This window comes from Halosimplex litoreum, from assembly GCF_016065055.1.
Classification (GTDB): domain Archaea; phylum Halobacteriota; class Halobacteria; order Halobacteriales; family Haloarculaceae; genus Halosimplex; species Halosimplex litoreum.
The window spans coordinates 1,387,634-1,412,637 of record NZ_CP065856.1 but is presented as its reverse complement, the minus strand read 5'-3'; the positions used below and the strand labels follow the sequence as shown (position 1 = coordinate 1,412,637).

The 25,004-nt window shown below is 64.1% G+C and carries 23 protein-coding genes; 10 read left to right on the top strand and 13 right to left on the bottom strand.

Going from position 1 to position 25,004, the window contains the following annotated elements; translation table 11 throughout:
* Positions 1-342: 342 nt before the first annotated feature.
* The 3 genes from I7X12_RS06930 to I7X12_RS06920 all read right to left on the bottom strand — a co-directional run bounded on the left by I7X12_RS06930 (position 343) and on the right by I7X12_RS06920 (position 4,947).
* Positions 343-1,836, bottom strand: coding sequence for a lipopolysaccharide biosynthesis protein (locus I7X12_RS06930; protein WP_198063115.1), 1,494 nt, complete (start codon positions 1,834-1,836; stop codon positions 343-345).
* A gap of 193 nt (positions 1,837-2,029) precedes the next feature.
* Positions 2,030-3,490 (bottom strand): hypothetical protein, encoded by a 1,461-nt coding sequence (locus I7X12_RS06925; RefSeq protein ID WP_198063114.1) that lies wholly within the window; start codon positions 3,488-3,490, stop codon positions 2,030-2,032.
* 260 nt (positions 3,491-3,750) lie between these two features.
* Positions 3,751-4,947 carry a nucleotidyltransferase domain-containing protein gene (locus I7X12_RS06920; protein WP_198063113.1) on the bottom strand — a complete coding sequence of 399 codons (1,197 nt, stop codon included), beginning with the start codon at positions 4,945-4,947 and terminating at the stop codon, positions 3,751-3,753.
* Between the two features lie 403 nt (positions 4,948-5,350).
* Here I7X12_RS06920 and I7X12_RS06915 point away from each other — a divergent pair, with 403 nt between their 5' ends.
* Together I7X12_RS06915 and I7X12_RS06910 are read left to right on the top strand one after the other, a co-directional pair.
* Positions 5,351-5,617, top strand: coding sequence for a hypothetical protein (locus I7X12_RS06915; protein ID WP_198063112.1), 267 nt, complete (start codon positions 5,351-5,353; stop codon positions 5,615-5,617).
* A gap of 95 nt (positions 5,618-5,712) precedes the next feature.
* Positions 5,713-6,723 (top strand): DUF1616 domain-containing protein, encoded by a 1,011-nt coding sequence (locus I7X12_RS06910; protein ID WP_198063111.1) that lies wholly within the window; start codon positions 5,713-5,715, stop codon positions 6,721-6,723.
* A 158-nt stretch (positions 6,724-6,881) separates the two neighbouring features.
* On the opposite strand, the gene I7X12_RS06905 is transcribed toward I7X12_RS06910, so the two are convergent.
* A complete protein-coding gene (locus tag I7X12_RS06905; RefSeq protein WP_198063110.1) occupies positions 6,882-7,802 on the bottom strand; it encodes an NAD-dependent epimerase/dehydratase family protein in 921 nt (306 codons plus the stop codon).
* A gap of 557 nt (positions 7,803-8,359) precedes the next feature.
* Here I7X12_RS06905 and I7X12_RS06900 point away from each other — a divergent pair.
* Positions 8,360-9,622 carry a glycosyltransferase family 2 protein gene (locus tag I7X12_RS06900; RefSeq protein WP_198063109.1) on the top strand — a complete coding sequence of 421 codons (1,263 nt, stop codon included), beginning with the start codon at positions 8,360-8,362 and terminating at the stop codon, positions 9,620-9,622.
* The gene (locus I7X12_RS06895) at positions 9,619-9,780 is read left to right on the top strand and encodes a hypothetical protein (RefSeq protein WP_198063108.1); all 162 of its coding nucleotides are present in this window, start codon (positions 9,619-9,621) and stop codon (positions 9,778-9,780) included. The genes I7X12_RS06900 and I7X12_RS06895 overlap by 4 nt, the downstream gene beginning before the upstream one ends.
* A gap of 37 nt (positions 9,781-9,817) precedes the next feature.
* On the opposite strand, the gene I7X12_RS06890 is transcribed toward I7X12_RS06895, so the two are convergent.
* Both I7X12_RS06890 and I7X12_RS06885 read right to left on the bottom strand, forming a co-directional pair.
* Positions 9,818-10,420: a metal-dependent hydrolase gene (locus tag I7X12_RS06890; protein WP_198063107.1), complete on the bottom strand. Its 603-nt coding sequence runs from the start codon at positions 10,418-10,420 to the stop codon at positions 9,818-9,820.
* An 80-nt stretch (positions 10,421-10,500) separates the two neighbouring features.
* The gene (locus tag I7X12_RS06885; protein ID WP_198063106.1) at positions 10,501-11,088 is read right to left on the bottom strand and encodes a hypothetical protein; all 588 of its coding nucleotides are present in this window, start codon (positions 11,086-11,088) and stop codon (positions 10,501-10,503) included.
* 269 nt (positions 11,089-11,357) lie between these two features.
* On the opposite strand from I7X12_RS06885, the gene I7X12_RS06880 reads away from it, so the two are divergent.
* Positions 11,358-12,239, top strand: a complete 882-nt coding sequence (locus I7X12_RS06880) for a MarR family transcriptional regulator (protein ID WP_198063105.1) — start codon at positions 11,358-11,360, stop codon at positions 12,237-12,239.
* A gap of 2,675 nt (positions 12,240-14,914) precedes the next feature.
* Here I7X12_RS06880 and aglM read toward each other — a convergent pair.
* Together aglM and arcS are read right to left on the bottom strand one after the other, a co-directional pair.
* A complete protein-coding gene (aglM, locus tag I7X12_RS06875) occupies positions 14,915-16,213 on the bottom strand; it encodes a UDP-glucose 6-dehydrogenase AglM (RefSeq protein WP_198063104.1) in 1,299 nt (432 codons plus the stop codon).
* Positions 16,214-16,271: 58 nt separating this feature from the next.
* Positions 16,272-18,065, bottom strand: a complete 1,794-nt coding sequence (gene arcS / locus I7X12_RS06870; RefSeq protein WP_198063103.1) for an archaeosine synthase subunit alpha — start codon at positions 18,063-18,065, stop codon at positions 16,272-16,274.
* 139 nt (positions 18,066-18,204) lie between these two features.
* Here arcS and tmk point away from each other — a divergent pair, with 139 nt between their 5' ends.
* A complete protein-coding gene (gene tmk / locus I7X12_RS06865) occupies positions 18,205-18,804 on the top strand; it encodes a dTMP kinase (protein WP_198063102.1) in 600 nt (199 codons plus the stop codon).
* A 45-nt stretch (positions 18,805-18,849) separates the two neighbouring features.
* Here the strand turns inward: tmk and I7X12_RS06860 are convergent, their stop codons facing one another.
* The gene (locus I7X12_RS06860; RefSeq protein ID WP_198063101.1) at positions 18,850-19,203 is read right to left on the bottom strand and encodes a hypothetical protein; all 354 of its coding nucleotides are present in this window, start codon (positions 19,201-19,203) and stop codon (positions 18,850-18,852) included.
* Positions 19,204-19,322: 119 nt separating this feature from the next.
* Here I7X12_RS06860 and I7X12_RS06855 point away from each other — a divergent pair, with 119 nt between their 5' ends.
* Positions 19,323-20,417: a thiamine pyrophosphate-dependent enzyme gene (locus I7X12_RS06855; RefSeq protein WP_198063100.1), complete on the top strand. Its 1,095-nt coding sequence runs from the start codon at positions 19,323-19,325 to the stop codon at positions 20,415-20,417.
* A 30-nt stretch (positions 20,418-20,447) separates the two neighbouring features.
* On the opposite strand, the gene I7X12_RS06850 is transcribed toward I7X12_RS06855, so the two are convergent.
* Positions 20,448-20,678, bottom strand: coding sequence for an Lrp/AsnC family transcriptional regulator (locus I7X12_RS06850; RefSeq protein WP_198063099.1), 231 nt, complete (start codon positions 20,676-20,678; stop codon positions 20,448-20,450).
* A 180-nt stretch (positions 20,679-20,858) separates the two neighbouring features.
* Between I7X12_RS06850 and I7X12_RS06845 the strand changes: the two genes are divergently transcribed.
* A complete protein-coding gene (locus I7X12_RS06845; RefSeq protein WP_198063098.1) occupies positions 20,859-21,539 on the top strand; it encodes a potassium channel family protein in 681 nt (226 codons plus the stop codon).
* A 1-nt stretch (position 21,540) separates the two neighbouring features.
* Entirely contained in the window at positions 21,541-21,771 is a 231-nt protein-coding gene (locus tag I7X12_RS06840) for an Lrp/AsnC family transcriptional regulator (RefSeq protein ID WP_198063097.1), read from the top strand.
* Positions 21,772-21,809: 38 nt separating this feature from the next.
* Here I7X12_RS06840 and upp read toward each other — a convergent pair whose 3' ends face one another.
* From upp to I7X12_RS06825, 3 genes are all read right to left on the bottom strand, one after another.
* A complete protein-coding gene (gene upp / locus I7X12_RS06835) occupies positions 21,810-22,490 on the bottom strand; it encodes a uracil phosphoribosyltransferase (RefSeq protein ID WP_198063096.1) in 681 nt (226 codons plus the stop codon).
* A 77-nt stretch (positions 22,491-22,567) separates the two neighbouring features.
* Positions 22,568-23,266 carry a type 1 glutamine amidotransferase domain-containing protein gene (locus I7X12_RS06830; RefSeq protein WP_198063095.1) on the bottom strand — a complete coding sequence of 233 codons (699 nt, stop codon included), beginning with the start codon at positions 23,264-23,266 and terminating at the stop codon, positions 22,568-22,570.
* Between the two features lie 107 nt (positions 23,267-23,373).
* Entirely contained in the window at positions 23,374-23,568 is a 195-nt protein-coding gene (locus tag I7X12_RS06825) for a hypothetical protein (RefSeq protein WP_198063094.1), read from the bottom strand.
* 130 nt (positions 23,569-23,698) lie between these two features.
* On the opposite strand from I7X12_RS06825, the gene I7X12_RS06820 reads away from it, so the two are divergent.
* Positions 23,699-24,988, top strand: coding sequence for an outer membrane protein assembly factor BamB family protein (locus tag I7X12_RS06820; RefSeq protein WP_198063093.1), 1,290 nt, complete (start codon positions 23,699-23,701; stop codon positions 24,986-24,988).
* The last annotated feature ends 16 nt before the right edge of the window (positions 24,989-25,004 follow it).

Here is a 25,004-nt window from a genome sequence, read left to right as displayed (position 1 = left end):
TACCCCTGGCTAAGAACGGCAGAAGATATTATCTTTGGAAGTGACTGTATTGACAAACGTGATCCTAGTATTTAATTACTTTTTGTTCATTTCGTAAAGTCGTACTCATCACAGGTGGCGCCCATCCTTCTAACTCTGGCTCTAACGAGCTGAAATCCCATTTTAGATGCGTCGCCGTGGAAGTCAATACGACATCAAAACGAATCTTCCGAGAATTAAAAGCCCGAACTATCGCACTCACGAGCCGCTCTAATCACGCCGAACCAGAGGCTGCCGAATCGTGGGTGCGATCTTTTGTTCGCTGGCACAACACCGCTAATCGTACTATGTTCCCCTCTACCGTTACGACACAGCACTTCTGATATCTTTGAACGATTCGATAAGCTCGTATCCTGTCCTTTTTTCAATGGCTATCATTACTGCAATATACGATGCTGCGCCTATAATTACTAACACTGCAAGCTCGATAAGCCCAAATCTCAAGTATCTTCTGACAAAAGTGACAACGATAGCCATTATCGAACTCCCAATAAATGGGTAAAAAACCAGTGGGAGGAGTCGAGATCCAGTTCCATCTACTAGAGATAAAGCGAGGTACGCTTTCAACGGGCCAATAATTACACTCTGGCCGACAAGTAGATACGCTACTCCGAGTACGCCGAATGACTTAGCGACAGGGAAAATTCCAATAGCGACGATAGTTACCTGGACAATAAGGAAGTACGCAACGTACTCCGGCATTCCCCGCGATTTATATAAGGAATTGAATAGTTCATTGATCGATCGCACCCCACCCAGAAGAGCAAGTGCTTGCATAAGTGGAATCATCGGTGTCCATTGCTTACCGAACGCCACGTTAACAAATTGAGGCGCGGTAACGAAGATACCGGCTGCTATGGGAAACGAGACCGCAGCGGTCAAATTCACCGTGCGAAAAAGGCCATTTCGGAGCTTCACGGGATTATCCTGAATCTTTGAAAAAGACGGAAACGCAACGCGCCGTACGACCTGGGTAATCTCGGTCGCGGGAGCGTTGGAATAGCGATACGCGAGTTGATAATACCCGAGAATCGACGCGGTAAAGAACCACCCGACGAACCCGTCGTCCGCTTCCACGAGCAAGAACGATAGACAGGCCTGAGCGAATATCCACTTCCCGAACCCGAACATCTCTCTCGCATACTCCAGTTCGAACTCCAATCGGGGTCGGTAGTCGAGAATCCGATACGACAGCGCGAACTGTACGAGGTTCATCGCTGCGATACCCGCCGCCAGAGCCCAGACGCTTCGGTAAACGAACGCGAAGCCGACGGCGACCCCGAAGTCCGCAAAACGAGCAGTTATTTTGTATCCGAACTCCTTGTGAAAGTCGAGGTCCTTCCGAAAATACACGATCGCGGGATTCTGGAGCGTCAGGAGTAAATTCGCGACACCGATGGCCCGAATCAGGGGTGTCGCCTGCGGCTCGCTGAAAAACCTCGCCAGATGCGGTGCGGAGAAAACCGCGACGGCTGCGATCAACAGGCCCCGTGCGATCTTCACCAACCACGCAGTATTCAGATACGCGTCGACGTTTTCATCTCGATGCTGGATCAGGGCCTGGTCGAATCCGAGGTTCGAAAACCTTCGGAGTCCTTTGATCACCAACAGAGCGATCCCGAGGAGGCCGAACGCTTTCGGGGAGAGTAATCGGGCGAGGATGACGACTTTCAGGAGCTGGAGAATGCGGTCTCCAACGTTGATCCCGGCTACCCAGACGCCACTTTGGATGGCTTGCTCTTCGGTCGTTTCACCGCTAGTCAGGCGCCTGTAAATCCGCTGGAAGTATTCGAGCATCTCTCTGGAGTGGTCCTACCCTGCCCTGTCACGTACTCGCTTCGGCCGCCGTACCTACCTCCGAAGAGATCATCGTCTGATATAATACTTGTTCTACATCCGGGAAGTCGGTCGCCGGCCGAGAACGATCCGAAGTCGCTCCACAGATCTGTCTCCCCTCGATCGATGTAGCCAACAACACGTGCGCGGGAGACTAGTACGGCGAGATGACCGTCGATGGGTCGCCGATTTTGACCCAGCGGTCCCCCTCAGAGACGCTGCCGTCTTCGTCCCACCAGTACCAGCCCACTGGCTTGCTCCCCGAGCCGTTGTGGAACCGCATCTCCGTGTGTTCGTTCCCGATGTTGTCTCTACCGTTCGAAGCGCCGAGGTCGCTGGGGTTGTTCGTGGCGACCGACCCGAGATGGAGCATGGTCGGTGATTGGAAAGACCACACGTCGTTTCCGGGGCCTGCGGGGATCCGGTACCCTTTCTTACCGTCGGCGCCGGTCATACCCATCTCGCTTCCTCCCTGTCTGAAGAACACGTCTTGATATCTGTTATTGACGATTCCGCCCCCGTCTCCAACCGCCTCGTCCGACGATCCGGTCAACCGAGCAGTAAACGGGGGTGGTGTCTTGGTATTTCCCTCAAACTGAATGTCTACGCTGTTTTCGGTTCCGAACTCCGACTCCCAGTGAACGTCCGTTCCTTCGAGATTTCCGTCCGCCCACCAGCCCCAGCCGTTCTTCGGCAGATTCCCGGTATGGTAGACGTTTCCTCCGTGAAAACCCGCACCGCCTTGATAAATCGTGGCCTTGCTACCTTTCCCGGACCCCCAATCGTGTTTCAATTGCATCCCCCTCATACTCCCGCCGCCGGAGGTTCCGAGATAGCTGCCACCGAGACACAAGTAGCAGAAATCTACCGTGTCGGCGTTCGCGCCCGCACTCAGTTCGTTGGCTTCCGACCACCATTCCTCGTTACGGACGTAAATCCCGGCACGGACTTCACGACAGGCCCGAACATCGATCGTGTGATTCCAGGCATCAGTGAGCCTGAACACGCAGGACCCGGTTTCGACGGACGGAGCGTAGTCTGGAACCCCGTCCGGGTCCACAGAGCTGCCGTTGTTCGCTCCCGGTCCCCGAAACGTGCCTCCTGACCACGTCAGTGTCACCGGAGAGAGATTCGACCCGTCACGGTATATCGTACGGACGTCTACGGCCGGATCGGAGTCGTGCTCGATCGTCGCTCGATGGGCTTCGACGCGGAGGTTACTGTCCCGGTCTTCCGGGTCGAAGATGAACGTCTCGTCCCACTCGTAGGTGACGCCCGGTTTCAGACGAACGACGCCACCGCCTTCAGCCGCAGCTCGGAACGATTCGATATCCGTCCCCGAGGGTGTTTTGACGCTGTTGATACTCTCCGCCTCCAGTGAGTGGACGCGCCGACTAGCGAGGACCCAACTGTTCCCGTTTCCGAGATACACTGCACCGGAGTCTGTCGCTTCGTACTTCGCGCCGTCTTTCGGCTCGTAGTCTCCTTTGTTGGCTTCGGTGTCTCTGATCTCGACTTCCGTATCGAAGCGCTCGAAATTCTCATTCAGTGCGAGGTGCCAGTCGGTCGTGCCCTCGTCGGGGACGTTGTATCCGTGGTTCGGTGTCTCGTTCATGGTTTCTGCTCCCCTCAGAGTCGTCTGTCAGGCTCGGAACCGGACCTCCAGAGGCGGGACAGACGCACGAATTGATGATTCTATCATACGTCAATAAACCTTATCCTGGACCCTCCGTCTCGGAAGTACGAGACGGGAACTCAGTCGGGTAAATCGACGGATCGGACGGGTTCCCGTCCCCGGAGGCGCGTAAGTCGGCTAGCACACAAAAACTGGCGAGACAACCAGCTCGGTCCGAAGTCTCCGAACGGAGGCTTCGATCACTTCGGAAGGCCGTTGGTCATCGCCCGGCGGTATTCCACGAGCAACCGAATCGGCCGAACGACCCTGTAGAGCGGCGAGAGCCACCCGGGAAGGGATACCCACTCGACGTCGTCGGTACGGGGCTTCGTCAGGGCCCGTATCCAGAACTGGGCCGTGTCGCGACGCCGGCTGAAGAGTCTGGAACGGAGCCGGAAGTCCGCGAGATGGGTCCGTTTGCCGTTGTCTGCCGACCAGTCCTCGTGGACGACCCAGTCGACGATGTCTTCTGCTGCGCCCGCAACCGCCGATCCGGTTCGACCGTCCAGTCGGCGTTCGACTGCCGAACCGAACGACGCGTCGAAGAGTCGATCGGCGAGTTCGAGCCCCAGTAACGCCATCCGATCGCATCCGATATCGGTCGCTCGACGGAGTGTCGCATCCAAGTCCTCGACGCGGTACGCCAGCAACGCCGTGGTCAGCACCCACTCGAGACGGAACCAGTGGTGTTTCGACCCGTGGATGGAGTGGACCAGAAACGCGTCTTCGGTCGAGAGAGTCGGAACCGCTCGTCCGCTCACCTCGACAGGCTTTCGGCTCTCGTACAGCCTATCGAAGGGGAGTTCGAACGGAAAGAACTCGGGGACGACGTGCGTATGAAGATCGATAGAGAAGCTATCACCTGGCCGCTGGAGGACGGTCTGGAACACCGGTCCGTTGACCGCCTGGCGTCGGTAGCCCCGCTGTTCGAGGGCTTCGAGCGCAGTCCGTTGGGCGGACTGCGAAACCAGCAGATCGAGGTCAGCGTACGCGCGATACGACGGGTCGCCGTAGGCCCGTGTCGCTGCGACCGGCCCCTTGTAAACGAGAACGGGGACCGCACGCTCCTCGAACAGATCCAGCACTGCCAGCAGTTCGGCCACCATCTCGAGTGCACGGGTCTGCAACTGCTGGCGCCGCTGTTCTCGAACTCGCTGCAACTCCGACGCGCCGACGTCATCGCGCAGGTCTGACACGGACCGGATCAGAAGCGGTTCCATGCCGTGTCGCCTCGCTAACTCGTGAACCGCTTGCCACTCGGTCGCCGATACCGAGAGACCGGGCCGAGAGCCCGTTCGTTCGGCTTCCCCGGCGGCGAGGAAATCTCGGCCACAGTCCAGCAGTGTGGCGAACTCTTCCGGGAGGTCGTTCTCCAGGCCGGCTGCGAGTGAACTCACTCGACTCACTCCCGACCCTCGAACCGACCTGCACTGTCTCGGCGCCGAAACGGTGGCCCCCGTCCGGAAAGACTGTCGGCTCCCCCCACGCGGCCAGACGACACCACGCCCATTTGGCTGGACTTCTTGACACTCCTTTATCTATTTTCCCCAGCCCCATCCGACGAGCCATCTGACGACCGAAGAACGTTCGTTGGCCATCTCGGACGTGAACGAATGCACGTCCACGTGAACGGAGACGAACGTTCGTGCGTTCGAGCGCTACAGATCGGGTCACGGTTCGATCGGAGACTGCGACCGTCGACCCCCCGGGCTCGGCGTTACCGGTGGGTATCGCGGTTCGTCCGACAGCGGGTACGGCGACACCTTCGTATGGTGGCCCGTCGTGGTGTGTGCTATGTGGATGACCCGCGACCGGTTTCTCGTTCTCTCGCTGGGGTGGATATGCACTGCGCTCCTCTCACTGATCGCTCTCGACGTCTTCTCGTACGAGCTGTTTTTCGTCTGCTCACTCATCGGTCTACTCGCGGCGCGAGAGCTGACGCTCACCATCTACGTGAGATTGGCCTGGCAACGGCGCGTTCACTGGCTCACGGTCCTCGGCCTCACTGGTTTCGCGTTCGTGCTCGCACGGCAGTTCGTCGCGAGGGTCTCACCGTGGTTGTTCTGACGACCGGACGAGTCGGCCCCCAGCGACGGACGGTATTCCGAAGTGATAGGTGGCACTATCAGTGAACTTTTCAATATTCCCCGACACACTCGCCCATGGGAACTGATCTGCGGGAAGCGAAAGCCGCAGGGAGACGTCTGCACGGTCTCCCAGCCGACCTCGCGGGGGTCGTCTGTCTCACGTCGGTCGTCGTCGCCACGATCGTCCTGCCGGTGGTGAACGAGACGCTACTTCGTGCAGCGGTCGCGATCCCGTTCGCGCTGTTCGTCCCCGGCTGGGCGCTCGTCGCAGTACTGTTTCCACATGGACACCACGAGACGGGGCAGAGCCGCAACGGTCGGACCGTCAGCGACGGTCTGGGACTCTACGAACGGGTCGCACTATCGTTCGGAACGTCGATCGCGGTGACTCCCATCGTCGGCTTGGTTCTCGATCTGTCTCCGGTCGGGCTCGCCCCGGATGCCGTCGTCACTTCGCTTGCCGGTCTCGTTCTCGTGCTCGTCGCCGTAGCCGTACGCCGTCGACGGGCCCTGCCCTCGGAGGTGCGATATTCCGTGCCGTATCGGCAGTGGCTTTCGGCGGCTCGGTCGAACCTGTTCCGGACGGAGACCAGTTGGGACACCGCCCTGACGGCCGTCGTCGCGGTCTCCATCCTGCTGGCCGTCGGGAGCGTCGGCTTCGTGGCACTCGATCCGAAGCAAGGAGTCCCGTCCAGCGAGTTCTATCTCCTCGCAGCGAACGAATCCGGCGACCTGGTCGCGGAGAACTACCCGCAGGAGTTCACTGCCGACGAGACGCGGTCGCTCGTCGTCGGGATACAGAACAACGAGCACGTATCGACGCCATACACCGTCGTCGTTCGTCTCGACCGCGTCGAGCTTCGGAACAACTCGACGACCGTCGTCGAATCCGAGCGGTTACACCGGTTCGAACCCCGCCTGACGGCCGACGAGACGTGGCATCGCCGACACCCAGTCCAGCCGTCGATGATAGGGGATCGACTTCGCCTCACGTATCTGGTGTACAAGTGGAACGCCCCCGCTGATCCGACGGTGGACAACGCCTATCGGGACGCCCGCCTCTGGATCGACGTGAGGGAACGATAGCTCACCCTCGGTGAGGGAAACCCGGAGTTTAGTCGTGGGAGAAGTCACGCAGGCTCTCGATCGGGGTGGTAAACGGGCGAAAACCGTACGATCGCGGAGTGTCCCGAGGAACGACGACCACGCCGCCGGGACCGCGAAGCGAGCGACGACGCCGCGGTTCAGTCGTACTGGCTGCAGACGCGCCGGACGCCTTCCTCGAAGGATATCTCGGGTTCCCAGCCGGTAGCTTCGCGCATCTTCGTGGCGTCGGCCATGGTATCGTGAACGTACACGTCATCGGGGATGGGGTTGTCCTCGTAAACCGGCTCGACGTCGGTGCCCAGCTCGTCGTTGAGGGTAGAGACGAGGTGGTCGAAGCTGTACTGCTCGCCCGTGCCGAGGTTGTACACGCCGGACAGTTCGTGGTCGGCGGCGAGTTCGAGGCCGCGGACGATGTCGTCGACGTGGGTGAAATCCCGCGTCTGGGACCCGTCACCCCAGATCTCGGGGTTGCGGCCGTTGGCGACGTCGTCGGCGAACTGCGCGATCAGGTTGGCGTACTCGCCCTTGTGTTCCTCGGCGCCGTCCTCCATGCCCTGATAGACCGAGAAGAAGCGCATGCCGGCCATCGACAGCTCGTAGTGGTTGGCGAAGTACTCGGCGTACTTCTCGCGGGCGAGTTTCGACGCCTCGTAGCCCGTGTTGACCGTGACCGGCATGTCCTCGGGAGAGGGATCCGTGCGGTCGCCGTAGATAGAGGACGTCGAGGCGTAGACAACCGTGTCACAGCCATCCTGGCGGGCCTGGTCGACCGTGTTGACGAAGCCTTCGACGTTGACACGCGCCCCCCGCGTGGGGTCGTCCTCGTGCATCGCGTAGGACGACAGCGCCGCGATGTGGAACACGACGTCGACGTCCGTCGGCAGATCGTCGTCCAGGACCGACCCCTCGAGGAATTCGACCGATTCGTCGAGGTTGTCGGGCGTCCCCAGATAACAGTCGTCCAGCGCGAGTACCTCGTTGTCCTCGGCGAGGGCGTTCGCCAGGTTCGACCCGATGAATCCCGCACCGCCCGTGACTAACGCCCGTTTCCCTTGCATATCCGAAATTCCCAGCTCGGACGTATTAAAAACAGCCGTTCACGTGAAGCCCACAGCCGCTATCGCGCTCGGATCCCGTCTGAAACCGAGCGGCGCGACGAAGCCGACGGTGCACCGACACACCGTCCGCCGCGCGCGAACGGTCGGCGTGTTTCGTCCGTTCCCTGTATTTCACACGTGTGGTCTGGTTCACAGATAGTTCGATGTGGAAACTGTCGGTCCGTTAGCGATCGAGAGGCGGGGTCACGGCCGGATCGAAGCCGGAAACGACCGTCCGCTACCGAGGGCTACGTAACGTATTAGGATCAATTATCAGAACGGAGTAAACTATTATATGATCGTCATCCAATCAATTCATTGACGAAGGTGAAAACGGGTGAGTCGATATCCACGAGCGGCACGGACGGCAAGTATCAAGTGTATCAACTGCAACGCCCCGGTCGTCGAGACCGTCGAGAGCACCTACGTGTGCGTCGAATGTGGGGAAAGTCCGGTCCAGTGCGACGGGTCCGCAGACGCCCGAATCGCAGCTGACGGCGGCGAGCAGGCGAAGTGACATGTCGGCGGACACGGACCCGAGCAGCGACGTGACGGAGGGGGCAGTCGACGAACGACCACTCGAAGATGGTGCGAACGCCGCGTCGGGGTCGCACGCCGACTCTCTGCTGGTCCAGGCAGACAGCGAGCGGGAACCGAGCCTGACGGTCGTCATGCCCACACTCAACGAAGAGGAGGGGATCTCCGAATGCATGGGTCGCGTGAAATCGGCGGTCGCAGAACTCGGTGTCGTCACCGAGATCCTCGTCAGCGACAGCTCGACCGACCGGACGCCGGAGATCGCTCGCGACCTGGGCGCGATCGTCGTCGAGCCCGAGGAGGGTGGATACGGCAACGCCTACAAATACGCCTTCGAGCGCGCCCGCGGCGAGTACGTCGCGATCGGTGACGCGGACACGACCTACGACTTCGAGGAACTGCCGAAGCTGGTGAAACTGGCCAACCGCGACGACGTCGACATCGCCATGGGGAGCCGCCTCGAGGGCGAGATCAAACAGGGTGCGATGCCACCACTCCACCAGTACGTCGGGAATCCACTGCTGACGCGGTTCCTGAACACGTTCTACGACGCCGGAGTCAGCGACGCCCACAGCGGACTCCGCGTTCTCGACCGGGACGCGCTCGACCGGCTCGACCTCGAGACGACCGGGATGGAGTTCGCCAGCGAGATGATAATGGACGCGGCGGCCAAGGACATGACGATCGAAGAGCGACCGATCACGTATCACGAGCGTGAAGGTGAAGCGACCCTCGACAGCTTCCGCGACGGGTGGCGACACGTGAAGTTCATGCTCGTGAACGCGCCGGGATACCTGTTTTCGGCCCCGGCTGTCCTGTTCGGGTTGCTCGGGATCTCGGTCATGGCGCTTTCGCTGTTCGGGACGCAACTGGGGTCGGTGACGTTCGGTCTCCAGACGATGATCGCTGGGAGCCTGATCACGGTCGTTGCGTATCAGATCGGCAGCCTCGCGATGTTCAGCTCGGTTGCGACGGACCCGATCCGTGAACCGGCGGACCCGGTTACCGACTTCGTCCGGACCCAGTTCAGTCTGGAACACGGTGCGTCTGTCGGCCTCGCCACGTTCGGTGTCGGCGCGACTATCCTGGGCTACGCGGTCGTGGCGTGGACGATCGAGGGCTACACTGCCCTCCCCTCAGCGTCGGTGAACCTCCTGGCATCGACGGTTACGGTGATCGGTGTGCAGACGGTCTTTTGCTCGTTCTTCTTGAGCATGCTCGGCGCCACCGAGGCGACCGGATGACCAACACCGAACCAACGATGGAGAACGACGAGAGCCGAACGACCGAATCTATCACGGAACACCTCTACGAAGCACTGCGAACCCAGGACGAGGCTGAAAAGCACCGGCACATCCGGGAGTCGTTGCAGCTCGTGGAATCCCTCGAGGAGCGAAAGTGAGACCCCACGCGAGTCGGGAGGCGGAGCCCGACACCGATCAGGCACTCCGTCGTAGCTTGCGAGCCCACTCCCGGAGCGTCGAACGAGCCGTTTCGAGTCCCGGGCGCCCGTCGTAGACCCAGAGTGAGAGGGTAAGACACACCACCCCGAGGATTCGTAGGACTCCCTCGGAAAAGAGAGCTGCTGGCAGCTCCCGAGCAAACGAACGAGCGACGAAGACCGCCTGATCGAGATGATCGGTGAGACTGTCTTTCGGGTACGTGGGAGCGGGGACGAGCGGCCAGAGCAGGTACGGTGCCGATTCGCCGATCGCTTCGGGGCCTAGCGCGCCTCGCGCGTCGTAGCAGAGGTGCGTTCCGACCCCGACCGCGAACGCGCCACTCCACCGTCCGCGGTCGGACCGTCGGGCGAGGACGTACAGCGCGATGCACAGCGGCGCCATCGTCAGTATCGAATGGCCGATCCCTCGCCCGTCGAGGATACCGAACCACCAGTTGAGCGGTTTGTCGACCGCGTCCGGGAACTGTGTGGCGAGCGCGAGCACGAGCACCGAGTCACCGGACGGTGGCCGACCGGTCCACAATCGACTGGTGAGGGAGTAGACGAGATACCCGAGCGCGAGGTGGACGAACGGCTCCATCTACGCGGACCCACTCAGCGAGCGGGAGGGAGTCGTCGAACGACTTCCGGCGAAGACGTTCGGGGGACGTCCGATCATCTCTACGAGAGCGATTCTAGCGAGGCGATCGCTCCGGTCTGTTCCCCTGACTCCCTCAAACCCACCAACTCTGTTCCGGTGTCGACGATCGAAGACCGGGTCACACGATCGGTGAGCGTCACCACGTGGAACACGTCCGCGTCTTCGAGCGTCGGTTCGACTCCCGCCGCACCGCACACGACGCGAACGTTCTCCACGAGATCCGAGCCGGCGAACGCACCGAGGGAGTCCGAGAGGGAGAACCTGACCAGGTCGTCGTCCACGATCACTATCGTATCGTCCCCGGAGCCCTCGCGCTCGACCACCCCTCCGAGCGAAGCGACGACGCCGTGGGTCCCGTCTTTGGCTCCGGGGGCGCCGACCGGGAGCGTCGGTCTACCGAACGGCGAGTTCGTAAGATGTGTTGGAACGTCTTCCGCGAACTCCTCGCCGACAGGAACGTAGACGTCGTCGATCCGGTCGTCGGTTTCGCGCTCGCGCGAGACACTGTCGACCGCCGCCGTCTCACCGACTGGGTCCATCCCCGGCCGACCGCTGGTGATCGGCCGTAGTCTGGTCGCGAAGGCCTCGACCAGATCGATCACGTCCATGTCCCGGGGTCGTCTCCGACTCACTTATCTTTACCTCCGGGCGGGTCCGAATCGAACCCTATAGCCGCGGGGGGCCGACCGACGATCGGTCTGTCGTGAGAGCGTTCGTTCGCTCGTTCGTTTCCAACCGCGTGCGCGTTAGCTTTAATATAGGGCGAAAGACTTATTGTTATATTTGCATATCGTTTTGTTACGGGAGGATCCGGATGGGTAAATCTGAAACGACTACCGCCGAACATGCTATCAGTGCTGGATCGCGGCCGAGAGCGATGATTCACAAAAAGATCCTCGACGTCGCGCAGTCGAATCCGAACGCGTCACTCACGGGGATCGCGGACCACGTAGACGGAGCGTCGGAGCTGTTCGTCGAACGGGTCCTGGAGGAGTACGGCGACCCAGCGAAGGACAGACCTCGAACCAAGCGAGCGGACGGTCACGGTGAGAGCGACCGTGATACAGACGTCGACACCGACCAATCCACGATGGACGACAGTCCCGACCAAGAGACTGAACTCAAAGTCCCGGATCTCACGAACGAAACGAGAACCGAACGACAGCCGGGGAGTTCGACAGATATAGACGCACCGGACAGCGTGGTGTCCCCCGAGTCAGACACCGGAGCGAGAACCGACAGCCGTGACGATACTCCGGGGACCGACCGAGTGGCGGCCGACCGGCTCACCGAAGCGGATTCAGACGATTCGGGGTCGGATCACGGGGCTCAGGTGACCGATCCCGCGGCACTCACGGACAAACAGTGGGAGACGCTCCGCGTAGTTCACCGGGAGCCGACGGCGACTCAGGAGGAGATCGCGACAACCCTCGACGTGACGAGAGCCACGGTCTCGAAACGAGTCAACGAGATCGATGGGTTCGACTGGACGAATCGGCGAGCGTTCGTGAAGCAGTTGTTCGACGAGGAACCGGGCGACGACGGCCCACGGATCCGGAACCGTCCCGACCGAGACGACCAGATCCACGACCTCGAGTCCCGGATCAGTTCGTTGGAGGAGCGGATCGGCGACCGACCGGTCCGGAACGACACCACGGAGTGGGACCCCGACCTCGCCCACAAGATCATCCACGCCTGTCTAGATGCGGAGTACCTCTCGAAGGAAGACGAACTGGCGCTCCTCCGTCGGATTCTGTGACGCTCTCGCCCCTCCGTCCAAGCGCTCGCTACTCGGTCGATACGGGCCTGTTCGATATCTCCTCCCAGAGTCCGAACTGAAGCTACGCGTGACTGCTCCCTCTTCGAGTCCGTGGTCCCACGGTCGGATCGGCTCCTTATCAGTATCTGTAGTTGGTCCAGAAGTGATTTATTTCCGATATTATCGATCGCAACCGGATCTACACCCGACTATCCCTTGAAGGGTAGCGTCTGCAGTGTTTCGGCGGCGCGTACGTCACCATGGCCGGTGACCGTGCCCTCGTGGTCCCGGATTCTACCGCCACCGTGGGATCGGCACGGCCCCGCTGGTACAGCTCGGTCGGGACAGCGACACCACGACAGTCGCACAGGCACGTCTCGAATCCTTTCGGCCCGGTTGCCTCGGCCTCCACGAACCGCTGGACGATCCGACGGTGGATCTCTTCGAGCACGCCAGGCACCACACAGCGCAGAAACTGCGTTCGAACGGATTCGAACACGCTGCGCCGCCGATTAGACACCGCATGCTCCTCGAAAATCTACGGAAACGAACGACACGAGAGGTCGGTCTCCACCGCGACCCGGGTGAAGGTGCTCGCTCGCGCAACTCCCAACGAGAGTCGACACAGACGCGACCGTCGGGGCTGGATCAACTCGACGGCAGGTCTCAGTGGCGCTGAAGTCGTCGCCTCGGACCGCACCTTGGTCGCCGAGACTGGTCGAACCGTTCCAGAAGGCGACGAGGCCAGCGAGAATACCGAAACAGAGTACGATTCGGTGCACTCACCGAACCGATCGATGGACTCGGGCACCACGAGGAACCTGCCGTGCGACGACGGTACGCTATTCGCTCCGGTACTCCGATGCCTCGGGTACAGCGGTGCGTGGCCTATCGTACTCAACCGACCGTCGATCGGCGCACCGAACGCACTGGGATTACATATATAGTCCTGTAATCTATTTCGCGGGCTACGCACCACGTCGCTTCGTTCCAAGCGTTCACGGTCAATACAACAATTTCCGTGAGAGGCCAGCAATAGCGAGCGAGCGCCGTTCCAGTAGCTGTTAGACGAGCTTACATTCCGGACACGAAGGGGTTACTTCGAAAACCGAAATAGGGGGCCCATTATAATCGAATTCGGATATTTATGTAAGCGTATTTGGGTTTCGTGGGGGTAGAATCGATGTTGATATCGCCCGGTGCGATCCTTCGGTAGGGAATCGATCGTCGGGTGATCGTGGCCCGATCTCGGACTGCTACGAAACGTGGTCTCGGGGGGCGGACGAAACGTGAGCCACGATGTGGGACAGCCAAACCGCGACCCGTCCAGAAACCGTCGATGCCGGTGCAGTGCGAGCAGAGACGGGTTTCGAACGGAGGGTAAACTGACCGAACGACTGGATGTGGCGCACAGTTCGAGTCGGCGTGGGGAACTACTAGTTCCTCGTTCGAAGAGGATATCGGTACGGGTGAGCCCCGATCCCGGAGCGTCGAATTCAACTGTGGTAACGACGAGGGGAACTGGTCAGGCAACGACCACAGGTGTTCACGTGTGTGAGAGCGTCCTCCGCGCTCCAACCGAACACCTATCCGTACGAGTGAACAGTCGGTCGAACGAAACTGAACGGAACAGAACGGAACTTCCGGCTTCCTCGGTTCACGAAATTGCTAGGAGACGAGTCATAATCGATCTACATATTGTTATCTAAGAAATATTTATATGACTGGTGACTATATCGTCGGGTGCCACCGAACAGTCGGCGAGTCAGCTAGTTTCTCGCCGGGGACGATCCGCGCCCCGTCGGTGGCCCGAGGCCACAGGGGGAGTCCGTCCGCCATCCAACCACACACCCAGCCCGAACCCGAACATGGTCTCCCTCTGTGGGATTCCCGTTCCGACGCCGAGTGTGGCCGGGTCGCTTCACCCGCTCACGGCGTCGTCACTCGCTTCGTTCCGGGCAGTGCCTTCGCGTGGAAACGTGTCGTCGGGATTTCGTTTGGACGGACGAATCCGACAGCGGTATTCACTAGATCTGCCACTTCTAAACTGTTCTCGCGCTGTTCCCTCGTCGATACGAAATATACAATATTTATTAAATATATTCTTATTTTACTAGTAGCGCGACAGCCCGACAATGGGTGGCAGCACGATCCGCGGTTCGACGGAAAGCCAGCGTAAAGTCGAGATCCGATGGCTCGACGGCCAGTTTCAACTGGGACCTCCCGTCGGTACCCGCTCGCCGATCGACCCGAAGTCGCTGGTTACGGCCGCTCCCCGTTCTAAAAGTGCCGCGATTGCCCGTTTTCGACGGTTTCGATAGATTTTCTAGACTGGTCGGAGATCTCGGCGACTCTCTCCCGAGGCTGCGTATCCTGTACTTCTCCGGAGACGGACGGGACCGGATACGACTGCTCCCGGAACGCCTCTCTCGTCGACACTCGAGTGACCTTCCGCTCGTCAGAACGACCGGTATCGAACGACAAATTTTCCGGTAGTTTCGAAAAACGTATTTTATTCATATATTATCTGCGATTTGATGTTTAATCCGGTAGACACTACTGTTATCTGATAGTGATCGGTCGGACAGCGGGATACGGAAGCGGTAGAGGCGGGGGCGAACGCTACGGGGCGTGAACGGGAGACCGGGTCGATCCGGGTATTCCGTTCGGGCCGACTACCACGTCAGGCCGACGTAGTCGATCCCTTCGCGGCGCTCGATAACGTGTCGACCGTCGAGGACCAGTGGCGTCGCCATCGCGTCGAACGCCGAATCGAGTGCGGCGAACTCGTCCCAGTCGGTGACTGCGACCGCCGCGCGGGCCCCTTCCAGCGCTCCGGCCGCGCTGTCGGCGTAGTCGATCTCGATCTCGGGGTAGTGTTCGTCGAAGCGCTCGGTCGCCACGGGGTCGTAGGCGACCACCTCCGCACCGCGTTCCTGCAGTCCTTCGATGACCGGCACCGCCCGCGTCTTCCGAACGTCGTCCGTCCCGGGCTTGAACGAAAGCCCGAGGACGGCGACGCGCTCACCGGCCACGTCTGCCCGCTCGTCTAGCAGCGAGAGGAGACGTTCGGGCTGGAGAGCGTTCACTTCGACCGCGGCTTCGAGCATCGGCGGCTCGTAGCCGGCGTCGTGTGCGGCTGCTATAATCGCATTCACGTCTTTCGGAAAGCAGCTGCCGCCGTACCCGATCCCTGACCGGAGGAATTTCCCACCGATACGGTCGTCTAAGGCGATGGCGTCGGCGACTTCGTAGGCGTCGACGTCGAACTCCTTGCAGACGTTCCCGATGTCGTTGATGAGCGAAACCTTCGAGGCGAGAAAGCCGTTGTTGGCGTACTTGATCATCTCGGCCTCGCGGATCCCGGTCTCGACGACGGTGGCGTCGCTCTCCGCGACCAGCGGTTCGAACACCTCGCCCAGCGTGTCGTAGGCCGCCGATTCGCGGGCGCCGAAGACGATCTTCTGGGGGTCGAGGAAGTCCGCGACGGCGGTGCCCATGCGGAGGAATTCGGGGTTCATCGCGACGTGGAACCCTTCGCCGGCGGTCTTGCCCGAGGTCTCCTCGATCGCGGGTGCGACGACCTCCTCGGTCGACCCGGGGACGACGGTGCTCTTGACGACGACGAGGTGGTCGCCGTCTTTGTCGGCTAGCGCTTCGCCCAGCGAGGCGGCGCCGGCCTCCATGTAGGCTAGGTCGATGGCGCCGTCGTCCTCGGAGGGGGTCGGCAGCGCGAGGAAGGTCACGTCCGTCTCGCGGACGGCGTCGTAGTCGGTGGTCGCCCGCAGGGTCTCCCCGGCGTGTTCTGCCACGAGGTCGGCGAGGCCGGGCTCGTGGATCGGCGACTCGCCGTCGTTGATCGCGGCGACGGTGTCCTCGTCGACGTCGACGTTCGTCACGTCGTGACCCAGATCGGCGAGACAGGCCGCGACCGTCGTCCCGACGTAGCCGCTGCCCACGATGCTCACGTGCATTGGCCGATAGGTTCGCCGTCCCCGCTCTTCAGGATTCGGATCGATCCGGTGGTGTTCACTACAGTTCGTCGACGTGACGGACCTGGGCGGCGATCCCGCGCGTCGACCGGGCCATCTCGGGACCGGACATCTCCGCGCGGCCCACGGCGAAGGCGCTGGGCCCCTCGAAGACGACCTCGTCGCCGACGCGGACGTCCTCGTCGGCGTCGACGATACCGGGCGCGAGGACGCTCCCGTGGGGGACGAAGTCGTCGATCTCGACGCGCTTGGTCGGGGCGTCGCTGTCGACCCAGTGGCGCGCGCCGGCGAGCGTGAACGCCAGCGTGCCGTAGGGGCGGACGACCACGGCCAGTTGCTCGCCGTCGCCGTCGTGGGCCTGCAGGCCGGGGTGGCTCCCCCGAACCGCGAGGTCGTCGAACAGCTCGTCGCCCGCACCCGCCCCGAACTGGTAGTCGGCGATCGCTCTGATGGTGTTGTGCTGGCGCTCGCGCTTGCCGTACTTCAGCTCGTCCGAGAGCTCGCTGGCGAGGTTGCCCAGGGAGTCGGTGGTCGTGGGGTGGTCTTCGACGGTGTAGGTGAACGCCGTCCCCAGCGAGGCCTCGACGCGCTCGCAGATGGGGCGGTAGTCATCGGGGACGTGCGCGATGACCCGCGGGTAGTCCGTGTTCTCCAGGTAGCGCTCTAGAACGCTCGCGACGAACTCGATCTCGTTTTCGCTCCAGCGGCCGGTCACCACCGAATCGTAGTGCTGAGCGGGGTAGGTGAGTTCGAGCTCCTGCGGGACGACGCCGATGGGGGAGGTCATCGACACCTTGTGGGCGCGCCACTGGACGGCGTCGTGGTACTGCCGGTGGCTCTGGGAGTCGCTGTAGGGTTTGCCCGCCGAACACGGCACCAGCACGAGCGGGTTGTCGAAGCGGTTGCGATAGCGGGCGGTGACCCGCTCGGCGAAGCGCTGTATCTCCACGCGTCGGATGGTATCCTCGGTCGCCGCGGTGATCTCGGCCTGTCGCAAAATGGGGGTGCGCTCTTCCAGATAGCCGTACTGCTGGTCGAGGCGGCGGAAGACGGCGGTGAGCCACTGCTCGTGACGGGCCTGGCCCTCGACGTAATCGCGGAGGCGGCCGTCGCGGATCCGGCGGCGGGCGGTCTTGAGCGCCGCTTCGAGGGCGTTGACGTTGTGGCGGGCGCAGTCCAGCCGGTCGAACTCTTCGCGGGGCTGCTGGCAGGTGGGGCAGGCACAGGGGAGTTCGTCGAGGTCTTCGAGGAACTGGTGGTCGTCGACGGTGAGATAGCGGCCCTGCGTGCCGCGGACGACGGCGCGGTCGGCGTCGACGAGGTCGACGCCCGCGTAGACCAGCGTCGCGACGTTGGCCGGCGTGGCGACACCCGGGAGATACAGCGCGGCGTCGTAGGGGATCGCCTCGCGAACCTGGACGATCGAGTCGACGAACTTCGCGGCGTGGCCGGCGATCCCCGGCGCGCCGGAGAGGACGTAGGCGTCGGTGCCCAGGTCGGCGGCGGTGTCGGCCGAAATTACGGCGGCGCTCGGGAAGTCGGCGTCGGGGACTTCCGGCGCGAACGCCTCCTGGACCTCGTCGGGCGTCCCCGACGGGAACCCGCGGGCGGGCAGGACGGTGAGGCGGGAGTCGTCCCCCTCTGGCGCGTCGGGTTCGGTCGCCCAGCCGGTCCCGGCGTCGGCCAGGACCGGCGCCGCGATCCCCGATTCGGGCGCGTCGTCGGCGCGGTCGGCGTCGGTGACCAGCGCGGGCGTCGTCACCGGCGAGTCGAGGCGCACCTCGGCGACACGGGCCGCCCCGTCGCGCTCGTGGACCTCGAAGTGGTCGGTCATACTCCTTCGGTCGGTGTCGGCCGGGATGAGGCTATCGTCTCGGGCCGTCCGGTCCCGTCTCGGAGACTCGGCCACCGCCGTTCGCCTCCGCCCGTCCCGCCACCGAGTCGTTTAGGTGGGGCGGCCGAGACGGGCAGGTATGCTCGTGACGCTGGAGGGGCTCGACGGTAGCGGCAAGTCCTCGGCGGCCGCCCACCTCGCCGACAGCGACGCCCTGCCCGCCGACGCGGTGTTCACTCGTGAACCCACCGAGTCGTGGTACGGCGAGGCGGTCGCCCGCTCTATCGGCGACGCCGACGCCGACTCGCTGGCCGAGTTGTTCCTCTACACCGCCGACCACGCCGACCACCTCTCGCGGGTGGTTCGCCCCGCCCTCGCCGAGGGTCGCCTCGTCGTCTCCGACCGCTACTCCGACTCCCGGTACGCCTACCAGGGCGCGACGCTCGACGCCCACCCCGACCTCGATGCCGACCCCCTGGACTACGTCCGGGACGTACACGCCCCGTTCACTCGCCGCCCGGACGCGACGATCTACCTCGACGTCGATCCCGAGACCGGCGCCCGTCGGGCGGGGTCGACCAACAAGATGGAACAGGTTGCCTTCCTCGAATCGGTGCGGACGAACTACGAGCGGCTGATCGACGACGACCCCGAGCGGTTCGTCCGGATCGACGCTACGCGGCCCCAGGCGGCGGTGCTTTCGGACGTGGAAGCGGCGGTGCTGACGCTGCTGGAGTAACGCGGTTTCGGTGGCGTCCGCGGGAGCGAAGCGCGCGGCGGCGGGTCAGCGGTCCTCGTAGCGGCTGGGTCGTTCGTTGCGGTCCCAGCGGTCGGGCAGGTCCACGTCGTCGGGCGAGGGCATCCAGAAGTAGTCGAAGGTGATGCCCGCCACCGTCGGCAGGAGGATGATCAGCGTCACGACGGCACCGGCCGACCCCAGATTCGGCCCCAGCGGCAGGACGCCGCTGAAAAACAGCGTCGAGACCAGCAACGCGAAGGGTACGAGGATGCCGGCGTAGAGGAAGCCACCCCAGCGAGTCGATAGCCGAACGCGGAAAAACCGCGTCATCAGGGCGGCGACCGCGCTGTGGACGACGATCAGGAAGACCAGCTCGACCGCGTCGACGGCACTGACCATACCGGCCGTTGGCGCCGCGCGCTCTTTGAGGTGTCGACTGCGAGCGGGCGTCGAGTCGGGCCGAGTCGCCGTCGGGCTCGACGCAATCGCTTTCTCACCGCCGCACCAATCGGGATACCATGCACCGCGTCATCGGCGAGCGGTCGCTGGGCGAGACGAACGTCGACCCGGGGCTGGCGCGCACGCTCCTCCGAGATATCGTCCGCGCTCGCGTCTTCGACGAGCGGGCGGTCGCGCTCCAGCGCAGGGGCTGGATGAGCGGCTACCCGCCCTTCGTCGGGCAGGAGGGGTCGCAGGTCGGCGCCGCTCACGCCCTGGTCGACGACGACTGGCTCTTCCCGACGTATCGTTCGAACGCCATGCAACTCGCCCGCGGCCGCTCGCCGGCCGATATTCTCCGCTTTCGCCGCGGGTACTCCGAGTACGAACCCGTCGTCGATACGGACGCGGAGCCCGGTCGGGACCCGGTCACGTTCACGCAGGCGACGCCGATCGCGACGCAACTCCCCCACGCGGTCGGCGCGGGAATGGCGGCCGACTATCGCGGTGACGACCGGGTCGCCTGCGCCTGCCTCGGCGACGGCGCCACGAGCGAGGGTGACTTCCACGAGGCGACGAACTTCGCGGGCGTGTTCTCGGCGCCGGTCGTCTTCTTCTGCGAGAACAACGGCTGGGCGATCAGCGTGCCGACCGACCGACAGACGGCCAGCGCGACCATCGCGGGGAAGGCCCGCGCCTACGGGGTCGACGGGGTACGAGTCGACGGGAACGACCCCCTCGCTGTCTACGAGGTCGTCCGCGAGGCTCGCGCGTCGGCGCTCGCGGGCGACCCCGTCCTCGTCGAGAGTCTGACCTACCGCCAGGGCGCCCACACCACCAGCGACGACCCCGACCGCTACCGCGACGCCGCCGCCGAGGGTCTGCCCGACTGGCGGACCGCGGACCCGCTGGAACGGTACGCCGATTACCTGCGCGAGGAGGGCGTCGTCGACGAGGGATTCGTCGAGGCGGCCCGCGAGGCGGCGAGGGACGAGGTGGACGAGGCCGTGGCGGCCGCCGAAGCGAGCGAGCCCGACCCCACCGACGTGTTCGACCACGCCTACGCGACGTTCCCACCGCGAGTCCGCGACCGGCGACGGTCCGTCACCGAGGGCGAGACCGGTCGGGCCGCCAGCGAGGGCACCGCTCCCGAGCGTGACGGCCCTGAAGAGTGAACGGCGCCGAGACCCGAGCGCGGGGACCGCTCAATCGAGACAGATGTACGTCTTCGTGTCGGCGACACCGCCCAGATCGCGGAGCCTGGTCGCGACGCCGTGCATGAGGTCGTACACCTCCTCGCCGGTCGCCTCGACGATGATGTCGTACTGGCCGGCGACGATGTGCGCCTCCTCGACCCCGTCGATCCCCCGGATCGAGTCGAGCAGCTGTTCGGACTTCCCGGCCGCCGTCTTCACCATGATAAAGGCCCGCACCATCGTATCCGAACTTCTCCCGGTGACTCCAAAAACCTTCCCCCGGACCTCGAAGCCCGCGTTGATCCGGTAGGGTGAGAGTGACACGCACACGATCGGCGAGCCGCTCGACCGGGAGTTCGAAGCCCCCGATCGGGGGTGATCGGAGGTAGCTTTATTCCCCGCCTGGTCGTACGCGTTACCATGCGATTCGTTATCGTGGGTGCCGGCCGCGTCGGGCTGCGGACGGCACGCGCACTCGAAGACAGCGGACACGAGGTGGTCCTCATCGAGCGCGACCCGGCGAAAGTCGACCGCGCGCAAGCGGAGGGATACGAGGTCATCGAGGGCGACGCCAGCGACGAGCAGGTGTTGCTCGCCGCCGACCTGGCGGAGGCCGACGCCCTGGGCGCGCTGACGGGCGATCTCTCGACGAACTTCGTCGCCTGCATGATCGGGAAACACCACGGCTGTCGCACCGTCCTCCGGATCGACGAGGAGTACCGCGAGGACATCTACCGCAAGTACGCATCCGACGTCGACGAGGTCATCTACCCCGAGCGGCTGGGCGCCATCGTCGCCAAGAACGCACTCCTCGGCGGCAACATCCGCGCCGTCGCCGACATCGCACAGAACCTCCAGCTCGTCGAGCTCACCGTCACGCCGGAGTCGCCGATGCGCGGCTACACGCTGGACGAACTGGAGCTGCCGGCCGACACGGAACTGCTCGCCTTCGGCAAGCAGGGCGACCCGCTCTCGATCCCCGACGAGGACGTATCGCTCGAAGCGGGCGACACGCTCGCCATCCTCGCGGACTTCGAGAAACTGGACGACGTGCGCCAGATCGTCGTCGGCGAGGCCGTCGCGGCCACGGGGGGTGCCTGAGATGGTCCGCGCCTACGTCATGGTCAAGGCCCATTCGGGCGACGCCGAGCGGCTCAAATCCGAGATTCTCGACGTCGAGGGCGTCGACGACGCCTACATCGTCGCCGGCGACGTGGACTTCATCGCCACCGTCACCGTCGACGAGACCGCCGAGGTCAAGGCCGTCGCCGCCACCCACATCCAGAACGTAGCGGGCATCGAGGACACTCAGACCTACGTCGCGATGGACTGACGGCCCCACGACCGACTCCGTAACGTCGCCGCTCGCTCTCACTCCGTCGTCCGGAACGCCCGGTCGCCCGCGTCGCCGAGTCCGGGGACGATGTAGCCGTCGTCGTCGAGTTCGTCGTCGATGGCGACGGTCAGCAGCTCCGCCTCGGGGACGGCGTCGCCGACCGCCAGCAGCCCCTCCGGCGCGCTCACCGCCGAGATGACGAACAGGTTCTCGGGTTCGGGCTGGCCCTCTAGCACCCGCTCCAGCACCGCGCACATCGTCGATCCCGTCGCCAGCATCGGGTCGGCGACGATCACGGTGTCCTCGGGCTCGATATCGGGGAGTTTCACGTAGTCGACGGAGATGGGGAACTGGCCCGCCTCGTCCATGCCCGCCGCCTCGTCCCGGCTGGCGGAGATGACTCCCTGGCGGGCCCGGGGAAACGCCTTCAGCAGCCCCTCGACGAACGGCGTCGCTGCGCGCAGGACGTTGACGATGACCACGTCGTCGAGGCCCTTGACGCGCTGGCCCATCGTCTCGGTGAGGGGGGTCTCGACGGCGACGTACTCGGTCTCCATCGCGCCGTCGATGATCTCGTAGCCGCAGATCCGACCGAGTTTCACGAGCCCCTTCCGGAACTCCACCTGTTCTGTCTCCACGTCGCGCAGCCGGGTCAACACGTCCGACGCGAGCGCGTGGGTGATCAGGCTCGCGTCGCCGCGGTCTTCGATCGCCATACCCGCAGTGCGGCCGGCCCCGTGAAATATCCACCGCGCGAGACGCCGCCGGTCCCGTCCTGGCTCCCGCCGTCCGCTCAGTCCCCGGCCTGAGCGGCGACGCCGAGTTCGTCCAGCAGCGTCCGCGCGGCCGCGGCCGACGAGCCGGGACCGCGCCCAGTCACCAGGTCGCCGTCGACGGTGACGCTCTCGTCGGCGTCGAGTTCGGCGTCCCAGTTCCCGCCGGCGGCTTTCACTTCCTCTTCGACCCAGTAGGGCAGCTTCCGGCCGTCGGGCATGCGGTCGGCGTCGTCGACGATCCCGTCCTCCCACTCGTTGGGGAACCCGGTCACGTCGCGGCCGTCGACGAGGAACTTCCCGTCGTCGGTGCGGGTAAACGCGAGGATACCGACGGCGTGACAGACGACCAGCGCCGTCCCGTCCTCCCCCCCGACGGCCTCCCGCAGGAGCGCGCGGGCGTGGCGGTCCTGATTGACGTCCCACTCGGTCCCGTGGCCGCCGGGGAAGACGACGGCGTCGTAGCCGTCGGCGGACACGCGGGCGACCGGGTCGGGGTCGTTCAGTTCGTCGTGGCTCTCGTGGATCTCCCTGACTCGTTCGGCGGTCTCCTCCCCGACTTCGTCGGGGTCGATCGACCGCTCGTCGACCTCCGGCGGGTCGCCCGAGGGCGTGGCGACGGTCACGTCGACGCCCGCCGACTCCAGCGTGGTGAGCGGCTCGATACACTCCTCTCCCCAGTAGCCTTCCTCGCTGACGACGAACAGTGCGGCTGTCATAGCACGCGCGCTAGGGGATCAAGACGGGTAACCGATCCGGCGACCGAGCGGCTTGCCGGCTCCGCGGAGCGGGGGCGGTCGTCGACGTCCGGCGGGTCCGCCGCCGCTCACTCTCTGAGGACCGCGACGTAGGTCACGACGGCGAGAAAGAGCGTCGCCAGCGCGACGTTCCGCCAGGTGTACTCGCCGACTCCGGCGAGATCCAGAGCGTAGACGGCGCCGACGCTGAACAGCAGCGAGAGGAGCACGTCGAGGACGAGCAACACGCGGATGTCCCCCGAGGGCGCCTCGTCGGTGGCCATACCGTGGAGCGCGGCCGCCGAGCCCTTAGCTGTGCGGGCCGACTGGCCGGAGCCCCCCCGCGATAGATCGGAGCGGAGACGCGTCGCCGGCCCGTAACAGTGAAACGACGCGGCGACGACTACCGGCTACATGGACGAGCCCCACTCACGACGGGCGTTTCTCGGGGCGGTCGGCGCCGGGATCGCGACCGGCCTCGCCGGCTGCGCAGCGGCGCCCGGGGGGACGGAGGTCGGCGGCAGGATCGAGACCGACGGCGAGCCGCTCAGCGAGGCCGCGACGGCGCAGTTCCGCGGCGGCCTCCAGCGACGCGGCGTCTACCCCGACGCGACGGTTCCGACCGACCCCGAAGTCGACTGGACGCTCCGGGAGGTCAACACGGGTGACCACACGGCGGCGAAAGCCAGCCCCGTCGAAGTGCCCGGCGGCGATATCGTCGTCCCCGGCGACAACGGCGAGATCCGGCGGGTGACGCCGACCGGCGAAGTGGTCTGGCGGTCGTCGGTCGATCCGACCTCGCGAGGCATCCACGGGACGCCCGCGGTCGCCAACGGCGTCGTCTACATCGGCGCCTACGACGGCGCGCTGTACGCCTTCGACCTCGAAACCGGCGAGCGCTACTGGCGGTCGAAGCTCGGCGACGCCATCGGATCGAGCCCGGGCTACTACGACGGCACCGTCTACATCGCCGTCGAGTACCACGAGCCCAGCGGCGCGATGTTTGCCGTCGACGCCGTCACCGGCGACGTGACCTGGGAGGACCAGCGAGTCACGAACCACCCCCACTCGACGGCCGCGATCGACCGCGAGGCGGGCCGGCTCGTCGTCGGCTCGAACGACGGCTATTGCTACGCCTGGAGCTACCCCGACCTGGAGTACCTGTGGACGTTCGACACCGGCGAGGAGATCAAGGGGCCGATCGCCACCGCCGACGGGAGCGCCGTCTTCGGGTCGTGGGACCGGACGATCTACCGGGTCGCGCTCGACGACGGGACCGAAGAGTGGTCGTTCGAGACCGACGATCTGGTGATGTCCGGTCCCTCGATCGAGGTCGAGACCGACACCGTCTACGTCGGCAGTCACGACTCGAACCTCTACGCGCTGGGGTTCGAGGACGGGAGCGAGCGCTGGTCGTTCGACACCGGCGGGTCGATCATCGGCTGTCCGACGGTCACGAGCGAGCACGCCCTCGTCGGCGCCTACGACGACACCTGTTACGCCGTCGAGAAGGACTCCGGCGAGGCGGTCTGGAGCGTCGACGGCGTCGGCGTCGTCACGTGCGCGCCGCTGGTCACCGACGACGCCGTCTACTTCACCGACCGGGCCGCCGAGTCGTATCTCGACGCGAGGCAAGCCGACGACGAGGAAGCCGACCCCGAGGAGTCGGGCGGGCTCTACCGGATCGTCGACGCGAGCGCGTGACGACGCGGGTATCAGC

Coding starts and splice junctions, on each gene's coding strand:
- I7X12_RS06910 (WP_198063111.1), top strand. CDS start 5,713: ATGGGAACTGATCTGCGGGAAGCGAAAGCCGCAGGGAGACGTCTGCAC.
- tmk (WP_198063102.1), top strand. CDS start 18,205: ATGCTCGTGACGCTGGAGGGGCTCGACGGTAGCGGCAAGTCCTCGGCG.
- I7X12_RS06850 (WP_198063099.1), bottom strand. CDS start 20,678: ATGGTGCGGGCCTTTATCATGGTGAAGACGGCGGCCGGGAAGTCCGAA.
- I7X12_RS06890 (WP_198063107.1), bottom strand. CDS start 10,420: ATGGAGCCGTTCGTCCACCTCGCGCTCGGGTATCTCGTCTACTCCCTC.
- I7X12_RS06925 (WP_198063114.1), bottom strand. CDS start 3,490: ATGAACGAGACACCGAACCACGGATACAACGTCCCCGACGAGGGCACG.
- I7X12_RS06855 (WP_198063100.1), top strand. CDS start 19,323: ATGCACCGCGTCATCGGCGAGCGGTCGCTGGGCGAGACGAACGTCGAC.
- aglM (WP_198063104.1), bottom strand. CDS start 16,213: ATGCACGTGAGCATCGTGGGCAGCGGCTACGTCGGGACGACGGTCGCG.
- arcS (WP_198063103.1), bottom strand. CDS start 18,065: ATGACCGACCACTTCGAGGTCCACGAGCGCGACGGGGCGGCCCGTGTC.
- upp (WP_198063096.1), bottom strand. CDS start 22,490: ATGGCGATCGAAGACCGCGGCGACGCGAGCCTGATCACCCACGCGCTC.
- I7X12_RS06885 (WP_198063106.1), bottom strand. CDS start 11,088: ATGGACGTGATCGATCTGGTCGAGGCCTTCGCGACCAGACTACGGCCG.
- I7X12_RS06825 (WP_198063094.1), bottom strand. CDS start 23,568: ATGGCCACCGACGAGGCGCCCTCGGGGGACATCCGCGTGTTGCTCGTC.
- I7X12_RS06845 (WP_198063098.1), top strand. CDS start 20,859: ATGCGATTCGTTATCGTGGGTGCCGGCCGCGTCGGGCTGCGGACGGCA.
- I7X12_RS06830 (WP_198063095.1), bottom strand. CDS start 23,266: ATGACAGCCGCACTGTTCGTCGTCAGCGAGGAAGGCTACTGGGGAGAG.
- I7X12_RS06860 (WP_198063101.1), bottom strand. CDS start 19,203: ATGGTCAGTGCCGTCGACGCGGTCGAGCTGGTCTTCCTGATCGTCGTC.
- I7X12_RS06895 (WP_198063108.1), top strand. CDS start 9,619: ATGACCAACACCGAACCAACGATGGAGAACGACGAGAGCCGAACGACC.
- I7X12_RS06900 (WP_198063109.1), top strand. CDS start 8,360: ATGTCGGCGGACACGGACCCGAGCAGCGACGTGACGGAGGGGGCAGTC.
- I7X12_RS06915 (WP_198063112.1), top strand. CDS start 5,351: ATGACCCGCGACCGGTTTCTCGTTCTCTCGCTGGGGTGGATATGCACT.
- I7X12_RS06880 (WP_198063105.1), top strand. CDS start 11,358: ATGATTCACAAAAAGATCCTCGACGTCGCGCAGTCGAATCCGAACGCG.
- I7X12_RS06820 (WP_198063093.1), top strand. CDS start 23,699: ATGGACGAGCCCCACTCACGACGGGCGTTTCTCGGGGCGGTCGGCGCC.
- I7X12_RS06905 (WP_198063110.1), bottom strand. CDS start 7,802: ATGCAAGGGAAACGGGCGTTAGTCACGGGCGGTGCGGGATTCATCGGG.
- I7X12_RS06930 (WP_198063115.1), bottom strand. CDS start 1,836: ATGCTCGAATACTTCCAGCGGATTTACAGGCGCCTGACTAGCGGTGAA.
- I7X12_RS06840 (WP_198063097.1), top strand. CDS start 21,541: ATGGTCCGCGCCTACGTCATGGTCAAGGCCCATTCGGGCGACGCCGAG.